This window comes from Nocardia sp. X0981 (genome assembly GCF_977089955.1).
The window spans coordinates 1,377,552-1,397,661 of record NZ_OZ372435.1 but is presented as its reverse complement, the minus strand read 5'-3'; the positions used below and the strand labels follow the sequence as shown (position 1 = coordinate 1,397,661).

At 64.9% G+C, this 20,110-nt stretch carries 21 protein-coding genes; 12 read left to right on the top strand and 9 right to left on the bottom strand.

Annotation, left to right across the window (positions count from 1 at the left end):
* The first annotated feature begins 4 nt into the window (after positions 1 to 4).
* The 9 genes from ACYR7D_RS06155 to ACYR7D_RS06115 all read left to right on the top strand — a co-directional run bounded on the left by ACYR7D_RS06155 (position 5) and on the right by ACYR7D_RS06115 (position 9,616).
* A complete protein-coding gene (locus tag ACYR7D_RS06155) occupies positions 5 to 868 on the top strand; it encodes an ABC transporter permease (protein WP_459548656.1) in 864 nt (287 codons plus the stop codon).
* Between the two features lie 3 nt (positions 869 to 871).
* Complete coding sequence (locus ACYR7D_RS06150) at positions 872 to 2,383, top strand: MlaD family protein (protein WP_459548655.1); 1,512 nt, start codon at positions 872 to 874, stop codon at positions 2,381 to 2,383.
* A complete protein-coding gene (locus ACYR7D_RS06145; protein WP_459548654.1) occupies positions 2,380 to 3,411 on the top strand; it encodes an MCE family protein in 1,032 nt (343 codons plus the stop codon). The genes ACYR7D_RS06150 and ACYR7D_RS06145 overlap by 4 nt, the downstream gene beginning before the upstream one ends.
* Positions 3,411 to 4,406, top strand: coding sequence for an MCE family protein (locus ACYR7D_RS06140; RefSeq protein WP_459550045.1), 996 nt, complete (start codon positions 3,411 to 3,413; stop codon positions 4,404 to 4,406). Before ACYR7D_RS06145 ends, ACYR7D_RS06140 begins: the two co-directional genes overlap by 1 nt.
* Positions 4,403 to 5,503 (top strand): MCE family protein, encoded by a 1,101-nt coding sequence (locus ACYR7D_RS06135; RefSeq protein WP_459548653.1) that lies wholly within the window; start codon positions 4,403 to 4,405, stop codon positions 5,501 to 5,503. Before ACYR7D_RS06140 ends, ACYR7D_RS06135 begins: the two co-directional genes overlap by 4 nt.
* Positions 5,500 to 6,594 (top strand): MCE family protein, encoded by a 1,095-nt coding sequence (locus ACYR7D_RS06130; RefSeq protein ID WP_459548652.1) that lies wholly within the window; start codon positions 5,500 to 5,502, stop codon positions 6,592 to 6,594. The genes ACYR7D_RS06135 and ACYR7D_RS06130 overlap by 4 nt, the downstream gene beginning before the upstream one ends.
* Positions 6,594 to 7,754, top strand: coding sequence for an MlaD family protein (locus ACYR7D_RS06125; protein WP_459548651.1), 1,161 nt, complete (start codon positions 6,594 to 6,596; stop codon positions 7,752 to 7,754). The genes ACYR7D_RS06130 and ACYR7D_RS06125 overlap by 1 nt, the downstream gene beginning before the upstream one ends.
* 131 nt (positions 7,755 to 7,885) lie before the next feature.
* Positions 7,886 to 8,944, top strand: coding sequence for a hypothetical protein (locus ACYR7D_RS06120; protein ID WP_459548650.1), 1,059 nt, complete (start codon positions 7,886 to 7,888; stop codon positions 8,942 to 8,944).
* Positions 8,945 to 8,983: 39 nt separating this feature from the next.
* A complete protein-coding gene (locus ACYR7D_RS06115; RefSeq protein WP_459548649.1) occupies positions 8,984 to 9,616 on the top strand; it encodes a hypothetical protein in 633 nt (210 codons plus the stop codon).
* A 120-nt stretch (positions 9,617 to 9,736) separates the two neighbouring features.
* Here the strand turns inward: ACYR7D_RS06115 and ACYR7D_RS06110 are convergent, their stop codons facing one another.
* The 6 genes from ACYR7D_RS06110 to ACYR7D_RS06085 form a co-directional block, all read right to left on the bottom strand.
* Positions 9,737 to 10,300: a ribonuclease H family protein gene (locus ACYR7D_RS06110; protein WP_459548648.1), complete on the bottom strand. Its 564-nt coding sequence runs from the start codon at positions 10,298 to 10,300 to the stop codon at positions 9,737 to 9,739.
* A gap of 9 nt (positions 10,301 to 10,309) precedes the next feature.
* Positions 10,310 to 10,780, bottom strand: a complete 471-nt coding sequence (locus ACYR7D_RS06105) for an SRPBCC family protein (protein WP_459548647.1) — start codon at positions 10,778 to 10,780, stop codon at positions 10,310 to 10,312.
* A gap of 356 nt (positions 10,781 to 11,136) precedes the next feature.
* Entirely contained in the window at positions 11,137 to 11,940 is an 804-nt protein-coding gene (locus tag ACYR7D_RS06100) for a TIGR03084 family metal-binding protein (RefSeq protein ID WP_459548646.1), read from the bottom strand.
* A gap of 94 nt (positions 11,941 to 12,034) precedes the next feature.
* On the bottom strand, positions 12,035 to 13,390 hold the full coding sequence (locus ACYR7D_RS06095) for a hypothetical protein (RefSeq protein WP_459548645.1): 1,356 nt from the start codon (positions 13,388 to 13,390) through the stop codon (positions 12,035 to 12,037).
* A gap of 69 nt (positions 13,391 to 13,459) precedes the next feature.
* Positions 13,460 to 13,651, bottom strand: a complete 192-nt coding sequence (locus tag ACYR7D_RS06090) for a hypothetical protein (protein ID WP_459548644.1) — start codon at positions 13,649 to 13,651, stop codon at positions 13,460 to 13,462.
* A 163-nt stretch (positions 13,652 to 13,814) separates the two neighbouring features.
* Positions 13,815 to 14,333 carry a hypothetical protein gene (locus ACYR7D_RS06085; protein ID WP_459548643.1) on the bottom strand — a complete coding sequence of 173 codons (519 nt, stop codon included), beginning with the start codon at positions 14,331 to 14,333 and terminating at the stop codon, positions 13,815 to 13,817.
* Between the two features lie 952 nt (positions 14,334 to 15,285).
* Here ACYR7D_RS06085 and ACYR7D_RS06080 point away from each other — a divergent pair.
* Complete coding sequence (locus tag ACYR7D_RS06080; protein ID WP_459548642.1) at positions 15,286 to 15,600, top strand: transposase; 315 nt, start codon at positions 15,286 to 15,288, stop codon at positions 15,598 to 15,600.
* 222 nt (positions 15,601 to 15,822) lie between these two features.
* Here the strand turns inward: ACYR7D_RS06080 and ACYR7D_RS06075 are convergent, their stop codons facing one another.
* The 3 genes from ACYR7D_RS06075 to ACYR7D_RS06065 are packed head-to-tail and all read right to left on the bottom strand — an operon-like array spanning position 15,823 to position 17,547.
* A complete protein-coding gene (locus tag ACYR7D_RS06075) occupies positions 15,823 to 16,257 on the bottom strand; it encodes a nuclear transport factor 2 family protein (RefSeq protein WP_459548641.1) in 435 nt (144 codons plus the stop codon).
* 30 nt (positions 16,258 to 16,287) lie between these two features.
* A complete protein-coding gene (locus tag ACYR7D_RS06070) occupies positions 16,288 to 16,662 on the bottom strand; it encodes an oxidoreductase (protein WP_459548640.1) in 375 nt (124 codons plus the stop codon).
* A 9-nt stretch (positions 16,663 to 16,671) separates the two neighbouring features.
* Positions 16,672 to 17,547 carry an IclR family transcriptional regulator gene (locus ACYR7D_RS06065; protein WP_459548639.1) on the bottom strand — a complete coding sequence of 292 codons (876 nt, stop codon included), beginning with the start codon at positions 17,545 to 17,547 and terminating at the stop codon, positions 16,672 to 16,674.
* 288 nt (positions 17,548 to 17,835) lie between these two features.
* Here ACYR7D_RS06065 and ACYR7D_RS06060 point away from each other — a divergent pair, with 288 nt between their 5' ends.
* Both ACYR7D_RS06060 and ACYR7D_RS06055 read left to right on the top strand, forming a co-directional pair.
* Complete coding sequence (locus ACYR7D_RS06060; protein WP_459548638.1) at positions 17,836 to 19,380, top strand: MFS transporter; 1,545 nt, start codon at positions 17,836 to 17,838, stop codon at positions 19,378 to 19,380.
* Positions 19,380 to 19,976: a TetR/AcrR family transcriptional regulator gene (locus tag ACYR7D_RS06055; RefSeq protein WP_459548637.1), complete on the top strand. Its 597-nt coding sequence runs from the start codon at positions 19,380 to 19,382 to the stop codon at positions 19,974 to 19,976. Before ACYR7D_RS06060 ends, ACYR7D_RS06055 begins: the two co-directional genes overlap by 1 nt.
* Positions 19,977 to 20,110 lie beyond the last annotated feature (134 nt).

Below are 20,110 nucleotides of genomic sequence, written 5' to 3'. Positions count from 1 at the left end.
GCCGGTGTCCGCAACTTATGTGCCCCCGCTGCTCAAACCACTGCAGCAACTGCGCAGAGCAGCCGGCGCGCCGGTCGATCTCCTGGCCCGCCTCGGGCATCAGGTGTTCTTCTTCCTGCGCTCGGTCGGCTCCATGCCGCTGGCCTTCAAGCAGTACCCCAAAGAGGTCTGGCGGCTGCTGTCCGACGTCACCTGGGGTAACGGCAACCTCGTCGTAGGCGGCGGGACCATCGGCGTCGTGCTCATCCTGAGCGCCTTCGGTGGGATGACGGTGGGCATCCAGGGGCATACCTCGCTGGACCTGCTCGGCCTGAGCCCGATCACCGGTGCCATCTCGGCCTTCGCGACAACCCGCGAACTCGGTCCGCTGCTCGCCGCCCTGGCCTTCGCCGCCCAAGCCGGGTGCCGGTTCACCGCCCAGCTCGGCGCCATGCGCATCTCCGAGGAGATCGACGCACTGGAGTCGGTGGCGATCCGTCCGCTGCCCTACCTGGTGAGCACCCGGATGATCGCCGCGATGATCACGATTCTGCCGCTGTACTGCCTGGGCCTGGCCATGGCCTATATCTCCTGCTCCGTCACGGTGCAGTTGCTCGGCGGCACCGCCAGCGGTACCTACCAGCACTACTTCTACCAGTTCCTGGTCCCCACGGATGTGCTGTATTCGCTGCTCAAGGCAATCGTCTTCGTCGCCATCACCACATTCATCCAGTGCTACTACGGCTTCTTCGCATCCGGTGGACCGGAAGGCGTGGGCGTCGCGGCCGGCCGCGCGATCAAGATGTGCATCATCGTGGTCGTCTTCGCGGACCTCTTCATGACCTTGGCCATCTGGGGTGTCAACCCCGGCATCCGGATCTCGGGGTAGGCAATGATCATCGATCCGAGTGGGCGCGGGCCCACGATGAAACAGTTGCTCATAGCGGGCGTGTGCGGCCTTGCCGTCTTCGCGGTGGTACTCGCGTTCCTGATGGCCCGCTACCAGGGTTATTTCGTGGAGAAGGTGAAGGTCACGGCGAATCTGACCACCACCGGCGACGGTCTCCCGCAAGAAGCCGACGTGAAGTTCCGCGGCGTGCTGGTGGGTGCGGTCAAAGAGGTCTCGGTGGCCGCCCGCGGTGAGCTCCAGCAGGTGAACATCGAGCTGAAGCCCGAATTCGCCGAAGGTATTCCGGGCAATGTCACCGCTCGCGTGGTGCCGAGCAACCTCTTCGCCGTCACCTCGGTGGAGTTGGTCTACAACGGGCCCAGCCAGGACCATCTCACCGAGGGGGCGGTGATCGAGGAGGACCGCAGCCTCGGCACCATCGCCCTGCAGGACACCCTGACCACGGTGCAGAACATTCTCGATGCCATCGACCCGATCCAGTTCGGCCGGGTCCTGGGCACACTGTCCTACGCGCTCGACGGGAGCGGGCGGGCGCCCGGCTCCACCGTCGAACGGGTCGACCGGTGGCTGACCGCGGTGGACGAGTCGATCCCGGATCTCGGGGTCTTCCTCGACGATTTCTCCCATTCGGTGGCCGCGCTCAACCAGTCGGCGCCCGAACTGATGGATGTCCTGGCCTCCTCGGTGCAGACCGCGAGCACGATCGCCGATCGCCGTGAGCAGCTGATCGACCTGATCAGCGGTGCCAGCGGCACGGTCGACGAGGTGAACGACCTGTTCGCCCGGAACCCGAACCTCGGCAAAGAACTGACCGTCGGTATGAACCAGACCTTCGGCGCACTGGCCGCGAATCCGTCGTCGATCACCAACGCCATCAGCAACCTGAACACATCGTCGCGCAAGCTGAACACCGTGTTCACCTGGGGGCCGCAGCGGCAGATGGTATGGAACGCGGGTCTCACCTTCACCCCCTTCAACCCCAACACCGTCGCCGACTGCCCGCGCTACGGCGATCTGGCCGGCCCCAGCTGCTTCACCGCGCCCGCGGTGGCCGATCCGGGGTATCTGCCCGAACAGCTGAAGCCGGGCCGGCTCGCCGCGGCCGACGGCCTGCCGGTGATGCCGCCGATCCCCGGCCTGCCGGAGATTCCGGGCGTCACCACCCAGGTCGGCGCTCCCGCACCGGCCGCGCCGCAGGCGAACAACCCGTTCGCCGGTACGCCGCTCGAGGGCCTGTTCCCGCAGGGACTGCCACAGCTTCCGGGTCTGCCCGGAGCCCCGGCTCCGGCGGCTCGGCCCGCGGAACCCGGCGCCCCGGCACCGGCGGCGGACGGTGGTAACGGTGTCGCACCCGCGGCCCGGCCGATCACCTACGAGGGCGACGCGGCGGTCACGGCACTGCTCGGCCGGCAGCCGACCTCGGTGGAGTACCTGATGTTGAGTTCCATCATGGAAGGCGGAACCTTGCGAGTGACCGAGGAGGCCGCCGCGTGAAGGGGGTCCGGAAACCGCTGATCGGGTTCGGCCTGTTCGCGGTGGTATCGGTGCTGGTCACCGTGCTGGTGTGGAATACGCTGGCTCGTACGGTCGACGGCGGCACCAAATCGTATTCCGCGGTATTCACCGATGTGCTCGGGTTGCGTGAGGGCGACGACGTCCGGATGGCGGGTGTGCGCGTCGGCAAGGTCGAGAAGATCGAACTGACCGACGACTCCAATGCCGAGGTCACCTTCATCGTCCAGGACGATCAGACCCTGTTCGGCAACACCAAGGCGCTGGTGCGCTACCAGAACCTGATCGGTCAGCGCTATGTGGCGCTGGCGCCGGGCTCCGGTGGGGATACGTCCCCGTTGCCGGAGGACAGCACCATCCCCGTCGACCGCACCGAGCCCTCCTTCGATATCTCGGCGCTGCTCAACGGATTCCAGCCGCTGTTCCAGGTGCTCGAACCCGAGCAGGTGAACCGGCTCTCGGAGACCTTCATCCTCGCGCTGCAGGGTGACCGGGTCTCGCTGAGCTCGTTCATCACCCAGGCCGCCACCATGGCGACCGATTTCCAGCGACGTGACGCCATTCTCAGCGACGTGATCACCAACCTCAGCGGGGTGATGGCCGGTCTCGCCAAACGAGGGGACGAATTGGAGACGCTGATAACCCAGACGAGGGCGCTGATCGGCGGCCTCTACGAGCAGGGGCAGTCGCTGCTCGGCTCGACCGAGCAGATCGCGAACGCGACCACCGCGCTCGTCGGCATGGTGGGCAATATCCAGCCCAAGCTGGAAGCGGTACAGAATTCGACACGTGACGCTCTGACCCTGTTCCTGGCCAATGGCGCCAAACTGGATCAGGCCGCGGTCGATCTGCCCGCGATCCTCGCCGGCGCCGGCCGGTTCACCTCGGAAGGCGCGTACGCCAACGCCTATATCTGCCGCTTGGACGTATCGCTCTACGGAGTCCTCTTCCCGCGCGGCCTGTTCTCTCAGATCGGTGGAAACTCGCAATCGGCGGTGTGCCGGCCATGATGACCAAACTCAAAACCTGGTTCGACAACAATCGTTATTTCGGTCTCGGCCTCATCGGTGTCGCCCTGGTGGGCGTGCTGGTGCTGGCGTCGAGCGGATTCCGCAACCTCGGTATCGGCGAACAGTCGATCAAGGCCGAGTTCGTCCAAGCGGCGGGGATCACCGTCGGTGACAAGGTCGATGTCGCGGGGGTGCCGGTCGGCCGGGTATCGGCCACCGAACTCGAGGGCGATCACGTCCTGGTGACCCTGCAGGTCAGCAATGACGTGAAGCTCGGCCCGGACGCTCGGGCCGCCATCAAGATGGCCACCCTGCTGGGCGCTCGTTACGTCGATCTGGAACCGGGTGACGGCTCCGGCCTGCCGGACGATCGCATCCCGAAGAACAACACCGCGGTTCCCTACGACCTCGCCGATGTGATCTCGAAGGGCACCCCGGAGTTCCAGGAACTCGAGCCCGGCAAACTGGCCGAATCGCTGAACCTGTTCAACGAACAGCTGCAGGGCTCCCCCGAACTGGTGGCCCAGTCGCTGGACAGCATCGGTGCCCTGGCCAAGGTGATCGACAACCGCAAGGACGATGTCGCGCAGCTGCTCAAGGATCTCGATCGGGTGACCACCATCCTGGCCGACAACCGCAACAGCGCACTGCTGATCATCACCCAGGGTGAAGCCATCGCCGCGCGGGTCGTGGAGCGACAGCAGCTGCTGCGGACCCTGCTCGACAACGTGGCCACACTGACCGCCCAGCTGCAGGCGATCGGCGCGCAGAACAACAATCAGTTCGGCACCACGCTCGACCAGCTGAACACCATGGCCACCGGCCTGCAGAAGAACAAGGACAACCTGGACCGGCTGCTGTCGATCATGCCGCCCTCGGTGCGTTACCTGGCCAACGCCTGGGGTAACGGTAACTACGCCGAGGTCGGTATCCCCTGGCTCTTCCCGGACAACTGGTTGTGCTTCGCCCAAGTCGCCGAAGGGTGCCAGGGATGAATCCGAAGAAGATGGGCCTCGTGAAGAAGGCCGCACAGGCTCTTGTCATCGGAGCGTCGGTACTCGCGCTCGGCAGCTGCTCGACGGTGAACAGCATGGTCGGTGGCGATATGAAGATCACCGCCGATTTCGAGAACATCGCCGGCATGTTCGAGGGCAATACGATCACCGTGCTCGGCCTCCCGGTCGGCAAGGTCGACAAGATCGTGCCGCACGGCGATCTCGTGGAAGTCCATATGACCATCGACGGTGATGTGGAGATACCCGAGAACGCCATGGCCGTGGTGGTCTCCCCCTCGATCGTCACCGACCGGCATATCGAGCTCACCCCCCGCTACGTCGAAGGGGAAACGCTGGAGGATGGTGACCACCTGCCGCTGGAGCGCACCGATGTCCCGGTCGAACTGGACACGATGCTCAAGACCATCGACAGGTTCGCCGAGGCGCTCGAACCCCAAGAAGGCCAGGAGGGGATCGGTCCCCTGTCGGGCCGGGTGCTGTACCCGATGCTCAACGGGCAGGGGGAGAAGCTGCGCGATACGCTCAACGCGCTCTCCGGCGCGCTGAAGGTCGGTGTCGACAACAAGGACGCCATCTCCAACATCATCATCAAGCTCAACGAACTGACCACGATGCTGGCCGAGAACGACCAGGCGGTTCGTGATTTCAGCAACTACGCCACGCAGATGACCACGCTGCTGGCCGAGCAGGCCCCGGGTCTGCAGGGCACGCTGCAGCAGCTCTACGACTTCCTGAACAACACCAGTTCGGTCTTCGCCGAGCATCAGGATCAGCTGGCCGACACGCTGACCAGGATGAATACGGTGATCGACCAGTTGCGGCAGAACTCGCACGGTGTCACCGAGGTGGTCGACGTCGCGCCGATGCTGTTGCAGAACATCCACCGTTCGATGAACTACGAGCAGGGTTACGTCCGGCTGCACGCCCTGATCGGAACCAATCTCGCCGGCGGCGAGCTCATCAGCTTGTTCTGTGAACGGATACAGATGAAGTCCGATGGGTGCCGCACCGGCCGGCCCGAAGACTTCGGACCGGATTTCGGACTCACCGCCGCACTGCTGGGACTGACGAAATGATGCGAACGATCCGACGAGCCCGCCGCACCGTGACCGCACTGGTGGCGGCCGGCACGGTGGTGCTGGCTTCCGGATGCGGGCTGAATGTGGAGGACATTCCGCTGCCGAAGCCCGGCACCGGTGGCGATACCTTCACCCTGCAGGCGGTGTTCGAGAACGCGCTGAACCTGCCCGATCAGGCCAAGGTGAAGGTCGGTGGTTCCGATGTCGGTGTGGTCACCAGGATCGAGACCAAGAACTTCCAGGCCATCGTCGATATGGAGATCCGCAAGGATATCGAGTTGCCGGTCGGCACCACGGCCGAACTACGCCAGGCGACCCCGCTCGGTGATGTGTTCGTCGCGGTCTCCAAACCGCCCACGGAGCCGGGCACGGCGCTGCTCGAAGACGGTGACAAGCTGACCATCGAGCAGACCTCGGCCGGTGCCACGGTGGAAGAACTGCTGCTGTCGGTTTCGCTGCTGTTCAACGGTGGCGGTATTGCTCACCTCACCCGGCTGGGTACCGAACTGGATTCCATCGTCGGTGGTCGCAGCGATCAGTTGGTACACCTGATCAACGAGATCACCGGTGTGGTCGCCAGTATCAACGCCAACTCGGCGCGGGTGGACAGTGTGCTCGGCGAGTTCAGCGTGCTGGCCGATACGCTCGACAACCGGCGGGCCGAACTCGGCCAGGTCGCCGATACCCTCCCGGATATGATCGGCGCGATCGCCGAGAACAACCGGGCGCTCGGCGATCTGCTCGGCAAGATCTCCACCACCAGCGCGGCGCTCGGTGACTACGCCGCCACCACCGGCGGTGATCTGGCCGGTACGCTCGACAACCTCGGCAATCTGATGGCCGCGCTGGCGGCGACCGGCGACAACTTCGGCGCCCTGCTGGACATCCTGCACGAACTGCGGGGCCCGGTGGAGGCCACCTTCCGCGGTAGCAGCCTGGCCGCCCAGGTCAACGTCACCAACCTCGATATCGCGCTGCTGACCGCTCCGGGGACCAGCCACTTCTACGATCCGCGCGATTTGCAGGACTTCGCGGGCAGCCTGATCCAGATCCTCCAGGTCGTGCAGCACCGCGTGGGAGGCCAGTGATGCACAAGCACAAGATCGCGCTCTCCAATATCGGACTCGTGCTGGCCCTCCTGATCGGCGGGACCTATCTGCTGGTCAACGTCATGCGCGTCAACCCGCTGCGCAACACCTACACCGTTATCGTGAACCTGGACCGCTCCGGTGGCCTGCAACCCGGCAACGATGTCACGTTGCGCGGCTACCGGGTGGGTGAGGTGAGCAACCTCGAACTGGTCGACGGCGGCGCGGGTATCCAGGCCGAGGCCGAGATCGATTCCCGTTTCGACATCCCGGTCGATACCAAGGTCGCGGTGCAGGCGCTGTCCGGGGCGGGTGAGCAGTACATCGACTTCCGGCCGGCCGGCAACGACGGGCCGTACCTGACCGACGGTTCGGAGATCACCTTCGATCCGGAACAGGTGAGCACTCCGGTTCCCGTATCGGCGGTGCTGGAGAATTCCAGTGATCTCATCGCACAGGTGAACCCGGATCATTTCTCGGTGATCCTGAACGAACTCGATACCGCGCTCAGCGGTGGGCCCGATCAGCTGCGTTCGCTCATAGAAGGCGTCAGCCTGGTCACGGCGGGTATGGATTCGCTGCTGCCGCAGACCACGAATCTCATCGCCAACCTGCGCACCATCGCTTCCACGACCTCCCAGGCCCAGCCGGACCTGGGTACGCTGACCGCGAATTCGCGGGTGCTGTTCGATCAGTTCAACAAGGCCAACGCCGAACTGATCAAGGTGCTCGATCAGGCCCCGGGCCAGTTCGACAGCGTGACCTCGACGCTGGACACCACCAGCGATCCGATCACCGCGCTGGCCAACAACTTCGTCGCGGTGACCAGGGCAGCGCAGTTGCGTACGCCCGCGCTGGCGGCGCTGTTCCCGGCTCTCGAACTGGGTGGCGGGGCGCTCGGAGTGCCGGCGCACGACAACGAGTTCCACACCATCTTGGACATCTGGTTCCGGCCTTACTGCCAGTACCAGTCGACCCCGGTGAAAACCCAGGTCATCCAGGACGGCACGTTGCCGAGGTGGAACTACTGCGATAACCCCGGACCCGGCCAGCAGATCCGCGGCGCCGCCAACGCGCCGCGACCGAACATCCCGAACAACGGGGCGACCATGCCGCCGGGGGTGGATCCGAACGAACGTACGCTGCCGCCTGTGCGGTAGGAGGACCGGTCGTCCGGCGCCGGGTGCGACGGTGCATACTCTCGCAGAGATGCCCGCCACACCCGGCGGTCTCTTTTGACCGGCAGATTACGGCGCAGGCCAGCTGTGCCGGGAAGGTGTGATCAGTACTGATGTCCACAGAAAAACCCGTCTCCGACCCCCTGGAGCCGGAAGGCACTGGTGTGCCAGCGGACGCCGCGGCTGAACACACCGCCTCCGGGACGGACGATAAATCCGCAGCGGCGAGCAGCGGAAAGACCGAGCCCATCGCCGCCGCGGCGGCCGGGCCCGCGGACGAGGAGTCCACGGCGTCCGCCGAGGGCGAATCCGCCGAGTCGGCGGGGGCCCCGGAATCCGCGGACGACGATGCCACGGTGAAGGTCGGGAAAGCGGCAGCGGAGCAGTCGGCGCCGGCCGGGGATACGGATACAGCCGCGGAGGCGGCGGACGATCCGACTGTCCGGATCGGCAAATCCGGCGCGGAGGGCTCCGGGAAAGACGCGGACGCGGGCGAGAAGGGTGACGGGGAGACCGTCCGGTTGGGCAAGTCCGGCGCGGAGGACTCCGGGAAAGACGCGGAAGCCGGCGAGAAGGGTGACGGAGAGACCGTCCGGTTGGGCAAATCCGCTTCGGCGGACGCGGCCGGAGCGGAGGAATCCGGAAAAGACGTGGGGCCGAAGCGGAAGTCGTCGCTTTTCCCGCTTCCCGTGTCGATCGGCGCCGCTGTGCTGCTGATCGTGGCGCTGGCCGCGGTGGGGGTGTTCTTCTTCCTCGCCGGGGACCGCCAGGAGGAACTGGACCGGCGTGCCGCGGCCACCAAGGCCGCCTGCGATTTCGGCAACAGTTTCGCCACCTACACCGGTGCCGAGGCCGACGAGTACCTGCAGCGGCTGGATCGGTCGGCGACCGGCGAGTGGAAGAAACTGGTGGCCGAAATCGGCCCCGATCTGAAGACGCGGTTCGCCGAAACCCAGGTCAGCTCGACCGCCACCGAAGTCCAGTGCGGTTACGAATCCGGATCCGGGGACAACGCGCGGGTGGTGCTGGTCATCGACCAGCAGTTCACCACGGCCGATACCCCGCAGCAGCAGGGTCCGGGACAGGTGAAGGTCGCGGCCAATGTCGATATGCAGAAGGTCGACGGCACCTGGTTGGTCGCGAATTTCGATACGCCCATGATGCAGCAGTAATCCCGGCCGCGAGACGAACAGAAGTTAGGACTCGAAGCTATGGCGAAGAACGAGACCGCCGCGGCGCCCGGCACCGACGGCAAATCCGGTCTGCTGCCGGTGGTGGCCGCCTTCGTGGCGGGTGTGCTGCTGGTGGCGCTGGTGGCCGCGGGAACGGTGTATTTCCGTGCGTTCCAACAGAATCGAGGCGAACTCTCCGCGCAGGATCAGTCCGCCAGGGCGGCATGTGATTTCGCCCGGTCGACCAATACCTACGACTATCAGGGCGATCTGGACGGTTTCCTGCGCGCCATGAAGGACGGCGCCACCGATGACGTGGTGTCCTCCCTGGAGCAGAACTGGGAGGTCCTGCGCCAGTTGCTCACCGAATCGAAGGTGAAGTCCTGGGTAGACGAGGCGAGTTGTGGTTTCCAGTCCGGTGACGAGAAGAGCGCGAAGGTTCTGGTCAATATCGGCCTGATGAAGACGAACGCCGTCACTCCCGAACCGAAGCGGCAGGACATCGCGGTGATCGCGGGCCTGGAGAAGGACGGCGATCGCTGGATCGTGAACAAGTGGGATCTGGCCATGTTGGCCGGTGTGGGCGCCGAAGCGGGTGCGCCGGCGCCTGCCGCTCCCACACCGCCGGCTCCGGAAGAGGGGCAGCCCCCCGCGCCGACTCCCGGCAACTGACCCCGGGCGCCTCCGGCGGCGGGTCGAGCCACCGCCGCCGGAGGCTATTCGGGCGGTATCGGAAATTCCGGTGATTACGACGACAACAGCGCGGGCGCTCGTATTCCGGCCGGGCCGGAATCAGAACAGATGGAGTGCCTGCGCTGTTGTCGCGTAGTCGGCGGCCGCTACGGCCGTCGGTTCCGCAGCCTTCCTCGGTGCTGCGGGAGTTCGGGGGGATGTCGTGTACGTGGTCGCGGCCCGGGAGGCTCCGCCGGCCGCGGCTTTACGGGCGGCGGCGCCGGCCAGGGCGTCCGCTTGTTCGTTGAAATAGTTGCCGACATGGCCGCGCACCCAGCGGAACCGAACCGGCCCGGGGCGGGCCGCGATGGCATGGTCGATTTCGCGGATGAGCTCGACATTCTTCACCGCGGCGCCGGCGGAGGTCCGCCAGCCGTTGTTGCGCCAGTTGGGCAGCCATTCGGACGCGCATTTGATCGCGTACAGCGAGTCGCTTTCGATCAGCAGCGGGTCGGAACCGGGATGGGCCCGGACGGCCTCGAGGACAGCGCGCAATTCGGCGATCTGGTTGGTACCCGAGGCCGCGCCGCCACTTTCGGCGCCACCCGCGTGATCGACCCATGCCCAGCCGATCGCTCCGCCGGGATTACGCAGGCACGATCCGTCGGTACTCACGATGATCATGGCAGTACCTTACGCAAGTCGGCCGACAAGATCGGTACCGTGGAATTTCTCGATGGCCCTGCGCAAGCGGGACGCACTGTGCCGTAGCGCGGTGCGCAGTACGGTTTCGCGTGGCCGCTCGCGCAGGACAGCGGCGAAACCCCGGGAATCGGGGTAGTCGAGTTCGCAGGTGAGCACCGAACTGCCGCGACCGAGTGGATCGAAGCGCAGGGTCAGCTGGGCGGAGAGCAAACCGCTGAGGGTGTAGCCGAGTACCGCGTCCTGACGGTGTTCGGTGATTTCACAATGCACTACGGGCCGCCAGGGGCCTAGCGCGCAGGTGATCCCGTATCGGGCGCCGAGCCCGCGTTCCAGATCGCCCTCCCGGACGATCTCGTCGGCTCCGGCCATCCAACCCGGGATGGTGAGCGGATCGTCGGCATAGGCGAAGGCAACGGTGATCGGCGCCGTCACATCGCTTGCGTTTCTGATGAAGCCCACGGGCCCTCCCTCCACGGCTGCTCGCAAAAATACTATAGTTTTCCGCTTTATTTAAGGCCGGTGGAGATTTCGATAGCCGTTGCACACCGCATGTGACGTGATGCCGGAACGTGCCGTGAGAGTATCAGGGCAGGTGGAGGCCGAATGGCCGGTTGGCACCCGCCTTTACGGGAGATGTCTGTCACAACTGGACCGCCCGTAGAGCCATCGGGGCAGAGCCGCGGAGGTTTCGGCGGCGGCCTCGAGGGTATCTATCATCCGCCGGCGAGCGCCGTGCCCCGACTGCCGTGAGTAGCGCCCGGCCAACGACGTCCGGCTTGTCGCGGGAACCCGGTGTGACGCTCGCCGGCCCGGATTCAGCCGAATTGCCCGGGCTCGCGGCCGTTGCCCGGCGGTCCCGCGAATGCCTGTGCGATGGTGAGCCATTCGGTGGCGCGATCGCCGACCGCCTGTAGCGCCAGATCTTTTCGGTGGCGCCGCTGCGTGACGAGCAGGCAGAAATCTACCGCCGGCCCGGTGACCCGCTGTGACGCTTCCACCGGCCCCCAGGACCAGATTCCGCCGGACGGGGCGGTGAGTTCCACCCGGAACTCCTCACCGGGGGTCGGCAGACCGCGCACGGTGTAGGCGAAATCCCTGGTTCGCACGCCGATATGGGCTATGGAGCGCAATCTGTCGGTCGGTGCGCGACGGACACCGAGCGCATCGGCGATATCCTGGCCGTGCGCCCAGGTCTCCATGAGCCGCGCGGTGGCCATCGACCCCGGGCGCATCGGTGGGCCGAACCACGGCAGCTTGGCATCGGGGGGAACGGTGCGCAGAGCCTCGGCGAGTGTGGCGCGTCCGCGCCGCCACCGTGTCAGGAGTTCCGGTACCGGTGTGCCGACGGCTTCGGCCGCGGCGTCGTCGACGAAGGTGGCGACCCGGTCCGCGGCCTCGGCGAGCAGTCCGGCGAACTCGGTTCCGCCGGTACGCGCGTCGGCTGCCGCGCGGGCGGCGATCTCGTCGGTCCAGGCGAGGTGACCGATCTGGTGGGCGATGGTCCAGCCGGGTGCCGGCGTGGGGCGCGCCCAATCCCCGGAGGGGAGATCGGCGACCATATCTTCCAGATCGGTGCTCTCCGCGGCTAGATCGCGTAGTAGCGCCTCCAGATCGGCCATCGGTTCCTCATCTCCGTTACGCACTCCGGCAGTGCGTTGTCAGCATCCCAGCGAATCCGGAGAAATACAAGCATGTGTGCTTGTTTATCGGCGGCTACCAGCCGAAGAGCAGCAGGTGAGTGGCGCCGACCAGGAGCCCGAGCGCCGCCCCGTGGAGATAGAGCAGCCAGGCGTCCTGTTCGACCGATGCGTAGAACATCTCCATGAACTCACCGGGGGTCAGCTGCCGCAGTTTGCGGGCCGCGAACTCGTCGATCTTCTCCGCCTGCTCCCGGATGAAATCGGCATCTCCGACCAGGGAGGGCGCCAGCCCGACGGCCGCCCCCGCCGCGCCGATCTTCAAGTTGTCGAACCGCTGCCGTCCGAAGGCCGCCCGCACCACGGATGTGGTCCGCCCGAGCTGACGATGGATCTCATCGGAGATGAGTTGTTCGAGCAGCCGCCGGGTCTTGTCGCCGTTCGGCCCGTTCAGTAGTTCGTCGGAGAGATTGGGCAGTGTGAGCACCTGATAGGCCAGGATATGCGCCAGATCGGTCGCCGCCTGTGGCTGCCGCTTCGCGAGGAGAGCCTGCCGCCACAGGTACTTGTACCGCGGTTGTGGATCACCGGGAGTGAACACCACCCGGATGGCGATGATGTTGACGACCACACCGATGATCGCCGATACCAGCAGCACGATCACCCAGGCCGGTACCCAGCCCCATACCGGGATGTCGTGATGAATACGCAGGTAGAGGGCCAGCAGCAGGCCGAACGGGGCGCCGAGCAGGCCGACCCGCACCATGAACTTCAGCTCCGGGGCCGCGACGGTGGTGGTGAGGTCTTTCAGGATATGTGGATTGCCCTGCAGATACCGGATGACGAAACCCTTGATATCGATGAGCTGATCCACATTGTCACCGAGTGAGGTGAACGCCCTGGTGGTGAGCTCGGGCAGCTCCCGCTCCACCCGCTGGTAGATGAGCTGGCGCATGGGTCGCGGCAGGTTCTGCCACAGGTCGGGATTCTCCCGGTTCATCACCTCGTCCACGATGCTCTTCACCTGTTTGCCGGCGAGAGCGGCGACATGGTCGGCGATACCCGCCAGATCCAGTTCGTCGATGAAGTTCTTGGGACTGCCGATACGCATCAGCGCCTTGTCCACGCAGATACTGGCCATCTTCTCGGCCCGAGCCGGGATGAACCCCTGGAAGCCGAGGCGGGAACCGTCTTCGGAGAAGGTCGGCAGTACCTGTACGCGGCGGGGGAGATAGGGATACAGCACATCGAGACCGGGGATGCGGATCCCACGGAACAACAGCGGCCAGAACAACATGAGCACGCCGGTCCAGTTCGTGAGCCAACCGGCCGCGGCACTGAAAACCGGGAAACTGATCAGGTCGACCACGAATCCGGTCCGGCCGGTGAGCTCTTCCCAATTGATCAACACTCCGGACGAGAGTGTGATCATCGCGCGCCCCCCTTGGACCGGAACGGATTCGAAGTGATCACATTGTCACCGGGCCGTCCCGGGTGTCAATCAAGAGCCGAATCCGTGATCCGGGCAGGTACCGCGCCGTACGGTCGAGTTCGTCGGGCAACCGGTCGCGCGGGCTTCCTCCTCGAATTCGGCGTAGACGAGTGACACATCTTCCCGATGCAGCGGTTCGTCGTTCTGGGCATCGGCAGTGAACTCGAACAGCGTGACAGCGATGAACGGGCTCTTGGCCACCGATTTCTTCTGATCGCATGGCGTGTAGATTCTCGGTTAACTTGTCCCAATCCGCCTGCGCATTCTCAGAATCCTGTCGGCAGGATTTTCTCACCAACTTGGCGCGGCTTAGATCTCGCGGGCTGCCGACTCCGACGCTCAACACTAGGGCGGATCGGGCAGTTCATCGCAGACTCCCCCGGGGCAGTTGCAGAGTTCTGGCCTGGATGCCCGCCACCATCTCTGCATAGCCCTCACGCGCCTCGCCGAGGTGGACCCAGGCGTGGTGGCGCATCTCCGCATCCGTCGAGTGCAACACTGTCCACCAGGCCTCGGCGTAGGACCGGGCGATATGGCTTATGACGTCGCCCAACGAGTGCGTGTTCTTCCGGGCTCCGCGCGCGCGAGGGACATTGTGTACAGCCCATAGATCGATTTCGGCAATGACGCAATCGATGCGAGCACGAACCTGTTCGCCATCGAACTGCGGCGGCATAGTGGTTGCGGCTTCCCGGAACCGTACCAGCCCGGCATGAAGATCACTCAGTTCTCGTGCCCATGTGACCAGCGGTACCGTACCGATGAAACGCCCTGAGATGGCTCGGAACAATTCTGCAGGCGCAGGAAGTGGCGGCGCGGCCCCGGATACAGGGGAATAGCCGATTGGCTGCGCAATCGAGAGAACATCTGCGTTGAAGCTCATGTCGCGTCCTATCGGTAGGCCGAGAGGCGTCGCCCGCGCTAGCTCCGCGCACTGGATTCCAGTGGCCGGATCGGGTTGGTGAAGTGGCGGCAGAACCGCAGCCGCGGTGGTCTTTCCAAGGGCACTATTCGTGCGCCCAGCGGTTTATCTGTCCGTGCATGCCCATATATTTTGGCGGTATCACATTCCACTAGACCAGCGGCAGTTTCGCTGGGCGGACCGGGCAACCGTATCGGCGGCATCACGGGTTCGGTGAACGGAACAGGCTCTTTATCCCGCTATCGACTAGGGGGCATGATCTTGCGGTCGCGGCACCAGCGGAAGTGTTGTGTTTGCAGGATCGGTCTCATACCGCGATCCAGCCCGTGTGATTCCCCACGTCAATCAGTGAGGGCGCCGGCAGGTTCGATTTGAAAAGGACATACTATGGACTCCGATAATTCGGCCTCCCGGTCCCGACGGGAGAAGCAGGGCAATTGCGGATACGCAGATCGCCGGAAACGGCGGAGTGGGCCTCCGAGGGACTTGGAGTGTTCTGAAATGACGACCGCTGACTGGGTGGCCGTAGCGGGTTGGTTAGACCCGCGTAACAATCCTCTTCAGGGGCAGATCGGCGCGGAATAGCGTCCGGGTTACCCCCATCGTGGTCAGGCCGCATACCGTCTCCGGGTCGGCCGGAGCCCAGTACTCCAGCACCACTTCGCTATGTTGTTCGGAGCATGCGGTTTCGTGGTTGCGGACGAGGACCTGGCGGCGTGGGCGGCAGGGTTGGATCGGGCGGCGTCGATCGGGCATCTCGAAGTGGTGGGTAGTTGGGGATCGCCGCGGTGCGGCGATCCCCAACTCATGTGGTGAGAAGCATTGCCTGCGTTGGTGTATCGGTGACCTGATGCAAGCGAGGTCTCCGGCAAATAGTTCAGCGACAGAGAAGAACCTGGATACGGGAGACCTCGTGACCAGCGTAGCGGTGATGGGGCGCGTGGACCTGCCCGATGCCCAATGGGCACGGTTGGCGCCTTTGCTGCCCCCGACCCAAGCAGCCAGGCAGTCCATCGATGTGGACGAAACGACAGCTCATCGACGGGATCCGGCGGCGGATACGGGTCGGGTCGGGTCGCCCTGGCGCGACATGCCACCGCAGTACGGACCCTGGCAGGCGATCTATTTCCTGTTCCGGCGCTGGCAATGCGCCGGAACACGGGGCTTCATCCTGAAAATGCCGGCAGGCATTCGCCGAGGCGAGCGGCGGCATCGATTGGCAGGTTGAGTGTGGATTCGACGATCATGGGTGCCCACCAGCATGCCGCTGGAGAGCCGCGGCCCCGCCGCATCCTGAACCTCGGCGACTATCGAACCGCCCGCTCAGCAAACCCGACGTATGCTTCCTCGAACTCACAGACTCCCCTGTCCTCAAGAGATGAAGTCTCCAAACGCACCGGGGCGATTCAGCATCGACTACCAGGAATAATAAGTGCCCGACGCGTGTAGATCATGAACTGGACTCGGTTCGTTGGGGTGGATTCGTGATTGGCGTGTTCTGGGCCCCGGCGAGCCACCATCCCCCATCCCTTTCGACCAATACATACATGGCGATCTCGGAGAATCCGCCCGCTTCGGCGGCGAGCCGGCGGATCTGGGTCAGCACGACTCCTGGCGCGGGCGAAGTCGCGCCGACAACTTCGAAGTGTGACGGTGGCGCGACCCGGGCTTTCATCAAGCGGTGGTGGATGGCGTTCAATTCGGAGTAGCCGGTTATCGACGCACCATATGGACTGCCCCACATCACATCTGCCGCGAAAGCAGCGTCGTAGCCGTCCGCGTCGCCTGCTGCGACTGACTGTTGCAGCCCTTCGGCGAACCGCGAGGCTATCTGGTGAGCCGTGGTAGCGCGCGATGGATCAGCGAGAGTGGGTCGGGTTTGCATTCTGCTTTGCTCCAATCCTTCAATTATTCGTCACCAAATAGGAAAGAGATCGGGAAGTCGGTGGAGACGATGTCCCGGCAGGCGGCCACGATTTGGGTGGCGAAACGGGTACGGGCCTTGATATCGCCACGTAGGTGTCTGTGCGCCGGTTGCGTGGGCCCGCATGAACTGGTCGGTCAGATAACCGTGGGACCCGTGGAGGCCGACGCTACTGAAGCGTAGCGCCTCGGTAGTCGCCGCTGCCGTGGCATATGAGGCGAGCACATTGTCCATATCCGCCTGGGTAATTTCTCGGCCGGAGTTCTTGCCGTCCAGGGCGATGCCGGAGAGGCCGAAACGCGCGGTCTCGGGGACCGGCGGATCAACGACGGTGCAACCCATTCCGACGTGCCACAACTGCAGCATGAACCGACCTTACCGAAGGTGTGATGACGAATCTCGAGTTTCGCCCTTGTCGCAGAGCTCAGCCCACGCTAAAGGCACCTTTCGCGCATCTCTGCGCCCCAGCAGACTCCGCGCAATAACGGCCGCGGCGCTCTGCAATGGGATCAACAGGCGCGGAACATCCAGACGACCATTGGGGACAGTAGCCGATACAGCCGCAATGGCATTCCCGTCCGCACCGGTCACTGGTACGGCGATACTCGCCGAACGTGCCCTCGTCTCCTCGATCTCGACAGCGAATCCGCGCCGACGCACCTCGGCGAGTTGTTCGCGCAGGGCAGCGACCGATGAGACCGACCGTGAGGTGAATCGCACGAGGTCCGCATCGACGAGCTGCTGGCTGGTCACCGCACCTTCCGCCGTGACCGCGAGAAGCGCCTTTCCGGTCGCAGTACATGTTGCCGGTAACCTGCCGCCCACATAACTGTGGTCGTCGAGATTGCCCTGGCCTGCGATCTTCTCCAGATAGAGGACGTGGCCGCCATCGAGCACCGCGAGGTGGATACTCGCACGCGTGGCGATGAACAAGTCGAGCAGGCAGGGGCGCGCCACCGCCCGCAAGGTGGCAGCCGCGGGAACTCGCTGACCCAGCTCGAACAGGCGCATACCCAGCTGATAGGTGTCGCCGCGCCGTTCCAATAAACCCCACTGCACGAGCTCCTGGGCCAACCGATAGGCAGAAGCTTTCGGTACTCCCGCCCGGCGGCTGAGATCGGTCAGTTTCAGCCGATAGCCACCCGACTCGAAGGCGCTGAGCAGCAACTGCACTTTCCCGAGCACCGAGTTCGGATATTCGCCGCTGTCGGTGTGGGTCACCAAGCGCGTGTCGGTAACTGTCGCTGTCATCAACCCTCCTTCGACTGCACAACCTACCGTCTATTATCCATGTGGATAATCCAAAGTCCAGCGCTCGAACAATCCGGAATCCCTTCCGTGTCGACGTCCCGAACGGAGCCCTTCTCTGTCGCGACGCCAGTGGCCGGTCGGGACCTGCCCGGGATCGCACCTCGAGCCGGGGCCGCCCTTCGGTACCGAGTGGCGCACTCCTCCGTTCCGGAACCCGGCAAGTCCCACCGGCCACATATTGAACTATGGTACAAATAGTACGTAAGTTCAAGTATGCATGGAAGGGTGATGACCATGGAGCAGTCAGCGCGGGCTGGATGGCGCGAGTGGGGCGGGCTCGGTCTGTTGGCGCTGCCGACGATGCTGCTGGGGCTCGATGTAACGGCTCTCTATCTGGTGGTTCCGAACCTGTCTGCCGATTTGAACCCGTCCGCCACGCAGTCGTTGTGGATCATGGACGCCTACGGCTTCTTCATCGCGGGATTTCTGATCACGATGGGGACATTGGGCGATCGGGTCGGTCGCCGGCGGCTGCTGATGATCGGGATGGCGGCATTCGGTGCAGCTTCGGTCTTTGCGGCGTTCGCTCCCAGCGCCGGATGGCTGATCGTGGCGCGGGCGCTGCTCGGGGTGGCGAGTGCGACGCTGATGCCGTCGACGCTGTCGCTGATCAGCAATATGTTCACCAATGCCGCGCAGCGAGCGTTGGCGATCGGCGTCTGGGCGACGATGTTCGCTCTAGGGATGGCCGCCGGCCCGATCGCGGGTGGAGCGCTGGCCGCCGGCTTCTGGTGGGGGGCGGTCTTCCTCATTGCTGTGCCGATTGCCGTGCTGGTGCTGGTGGGCGCCCCGGCGCTGTTACCGGAGTATCGGTCGCCGGCCGGTCGGCTCGACCTGCTGAGCGTCGGGTTGTCGCTCACCGCGATGTTGCCGATCATCTACGCGATCAAGCATGCCGCCGCCCATGGCATCGACATCCAGGTATTGGCGACTGCCTTGGTGGGTTGTAGCGCGGCCATCGCGTTCGTCCGCCGTCAGCTGCGACTGAGCGAGCCGCTGCTGGACATGAAACTTTTTACGAGCCGGGCGTTCTCCGCGGCGTTGGCGGTCCTGTTGGTCGGGCTGGTGGGGTTTGGCGGGGTGATGTTCCTCGTGACCCAGTACCTGCAGCTCGTCGCGGGCCTGTCTCCGACGACGGCGGGGTTGTGGATGGGGCCGCCTGCGCTGGCCATGCTCATCGGCGCCATCGGCGCACCACTGGTGGCCGCTCGCGTGTCACCCGGTGTCGTCATGTCGGGCGTGCTGGCGCTGTCGCTGACCGGGTACGCCCTGCTCGCATCGGCCGGGACCGATAGCACGCTGAGCGTGGTCACCGGCTTCGCATTCGTCTACCTCGGACTCGGCGTCATCGCCGCTCTCGGCACCGACATCGTCGTGGGCGCGGCACCACCGCAGAAGTCCGGATCCGCGGCCGCACTATCCGAGACCGTTCAAGAACTCGGTATCGCGCTCGGGGTGGCCTTCCTGGGAAGTCTCACCACCGTGATCTACCGAACCAGTGTCGAGGTCCCGCCTGGGCTTTCCCCATCCGCGGCCGAAGCCTACGGCGACAGTCTGTCGGCGGCCACTTCCCTTGCGCACCGGCTGTCGGCTGGGGCCCTCGATCACGCACACGCCGCGTTCACCAGCGGACTCAATACCGCCGCCATCGTCGCAGGCATCGCGATCGCGGCGGCATCACTGGTCTGCCTGACGACACTGCGACACCTTCAACCGCTCGGCGACGCCGAACCCGAGGCGCGAGAGTATAGCCTCGACAACCGGGAGCGGTGATGAGTGCGGAACAGATAACGGCGACAGAACACGACCGCGAGACGGCCGGCGTCGATGGCCGCAAACTACGCGGTCAACGACGTCGAGCCCAGATCATCGAGGCGACTCTTGCCATCGTCCACCGCGATGGTGCCAGCGGAGTCACACACCGCACCGTCGCCAAAGAGGCAGGTATAACCACCAGCCTGACCCTCTACTACTTCGCGACCTTGGACGACCTTTTGGTCGCAGCCCTCACCAGCATCACCGACCAATACACCCGCCGCATCCGTCAGCTGATCGACTCCGACGACCCCGTCGACGGCCTCACCCGGCTCATCGCCGAATCGGCCGGCCCGGGACGGGAACGCGCCCTCGCCGAACGGGAGCTGTCGACACTGGCGGCTCGCCGACCCGCGCTACGGCCGATCGCGCGAGGCTGGCGCGAGAACGTCGCCGAACTCGCCCGAACGCAAACCGACGACCCCGACGCGGTCGAAGCTTTCGTCGCCCTTGCCGACGGGCTGTGCGCGGCCATCCTCCTCAACGACGACAAGCCCGACCCCGACCACATACGCGCAGTCCTCCGCAAGGCACTACTTGCACCGCACCGGTAGCTTGCGATGCAGCCGCGATCGCATCCCGCGTGCCACTTACATCCCGCCCCCAACAACTAGACGCGCGGGCCTCGGCGTTACCTATGTGGAGACCGCGCCACGGCGACGGTGTATGTGCTGGTGCGGGCAGTCGT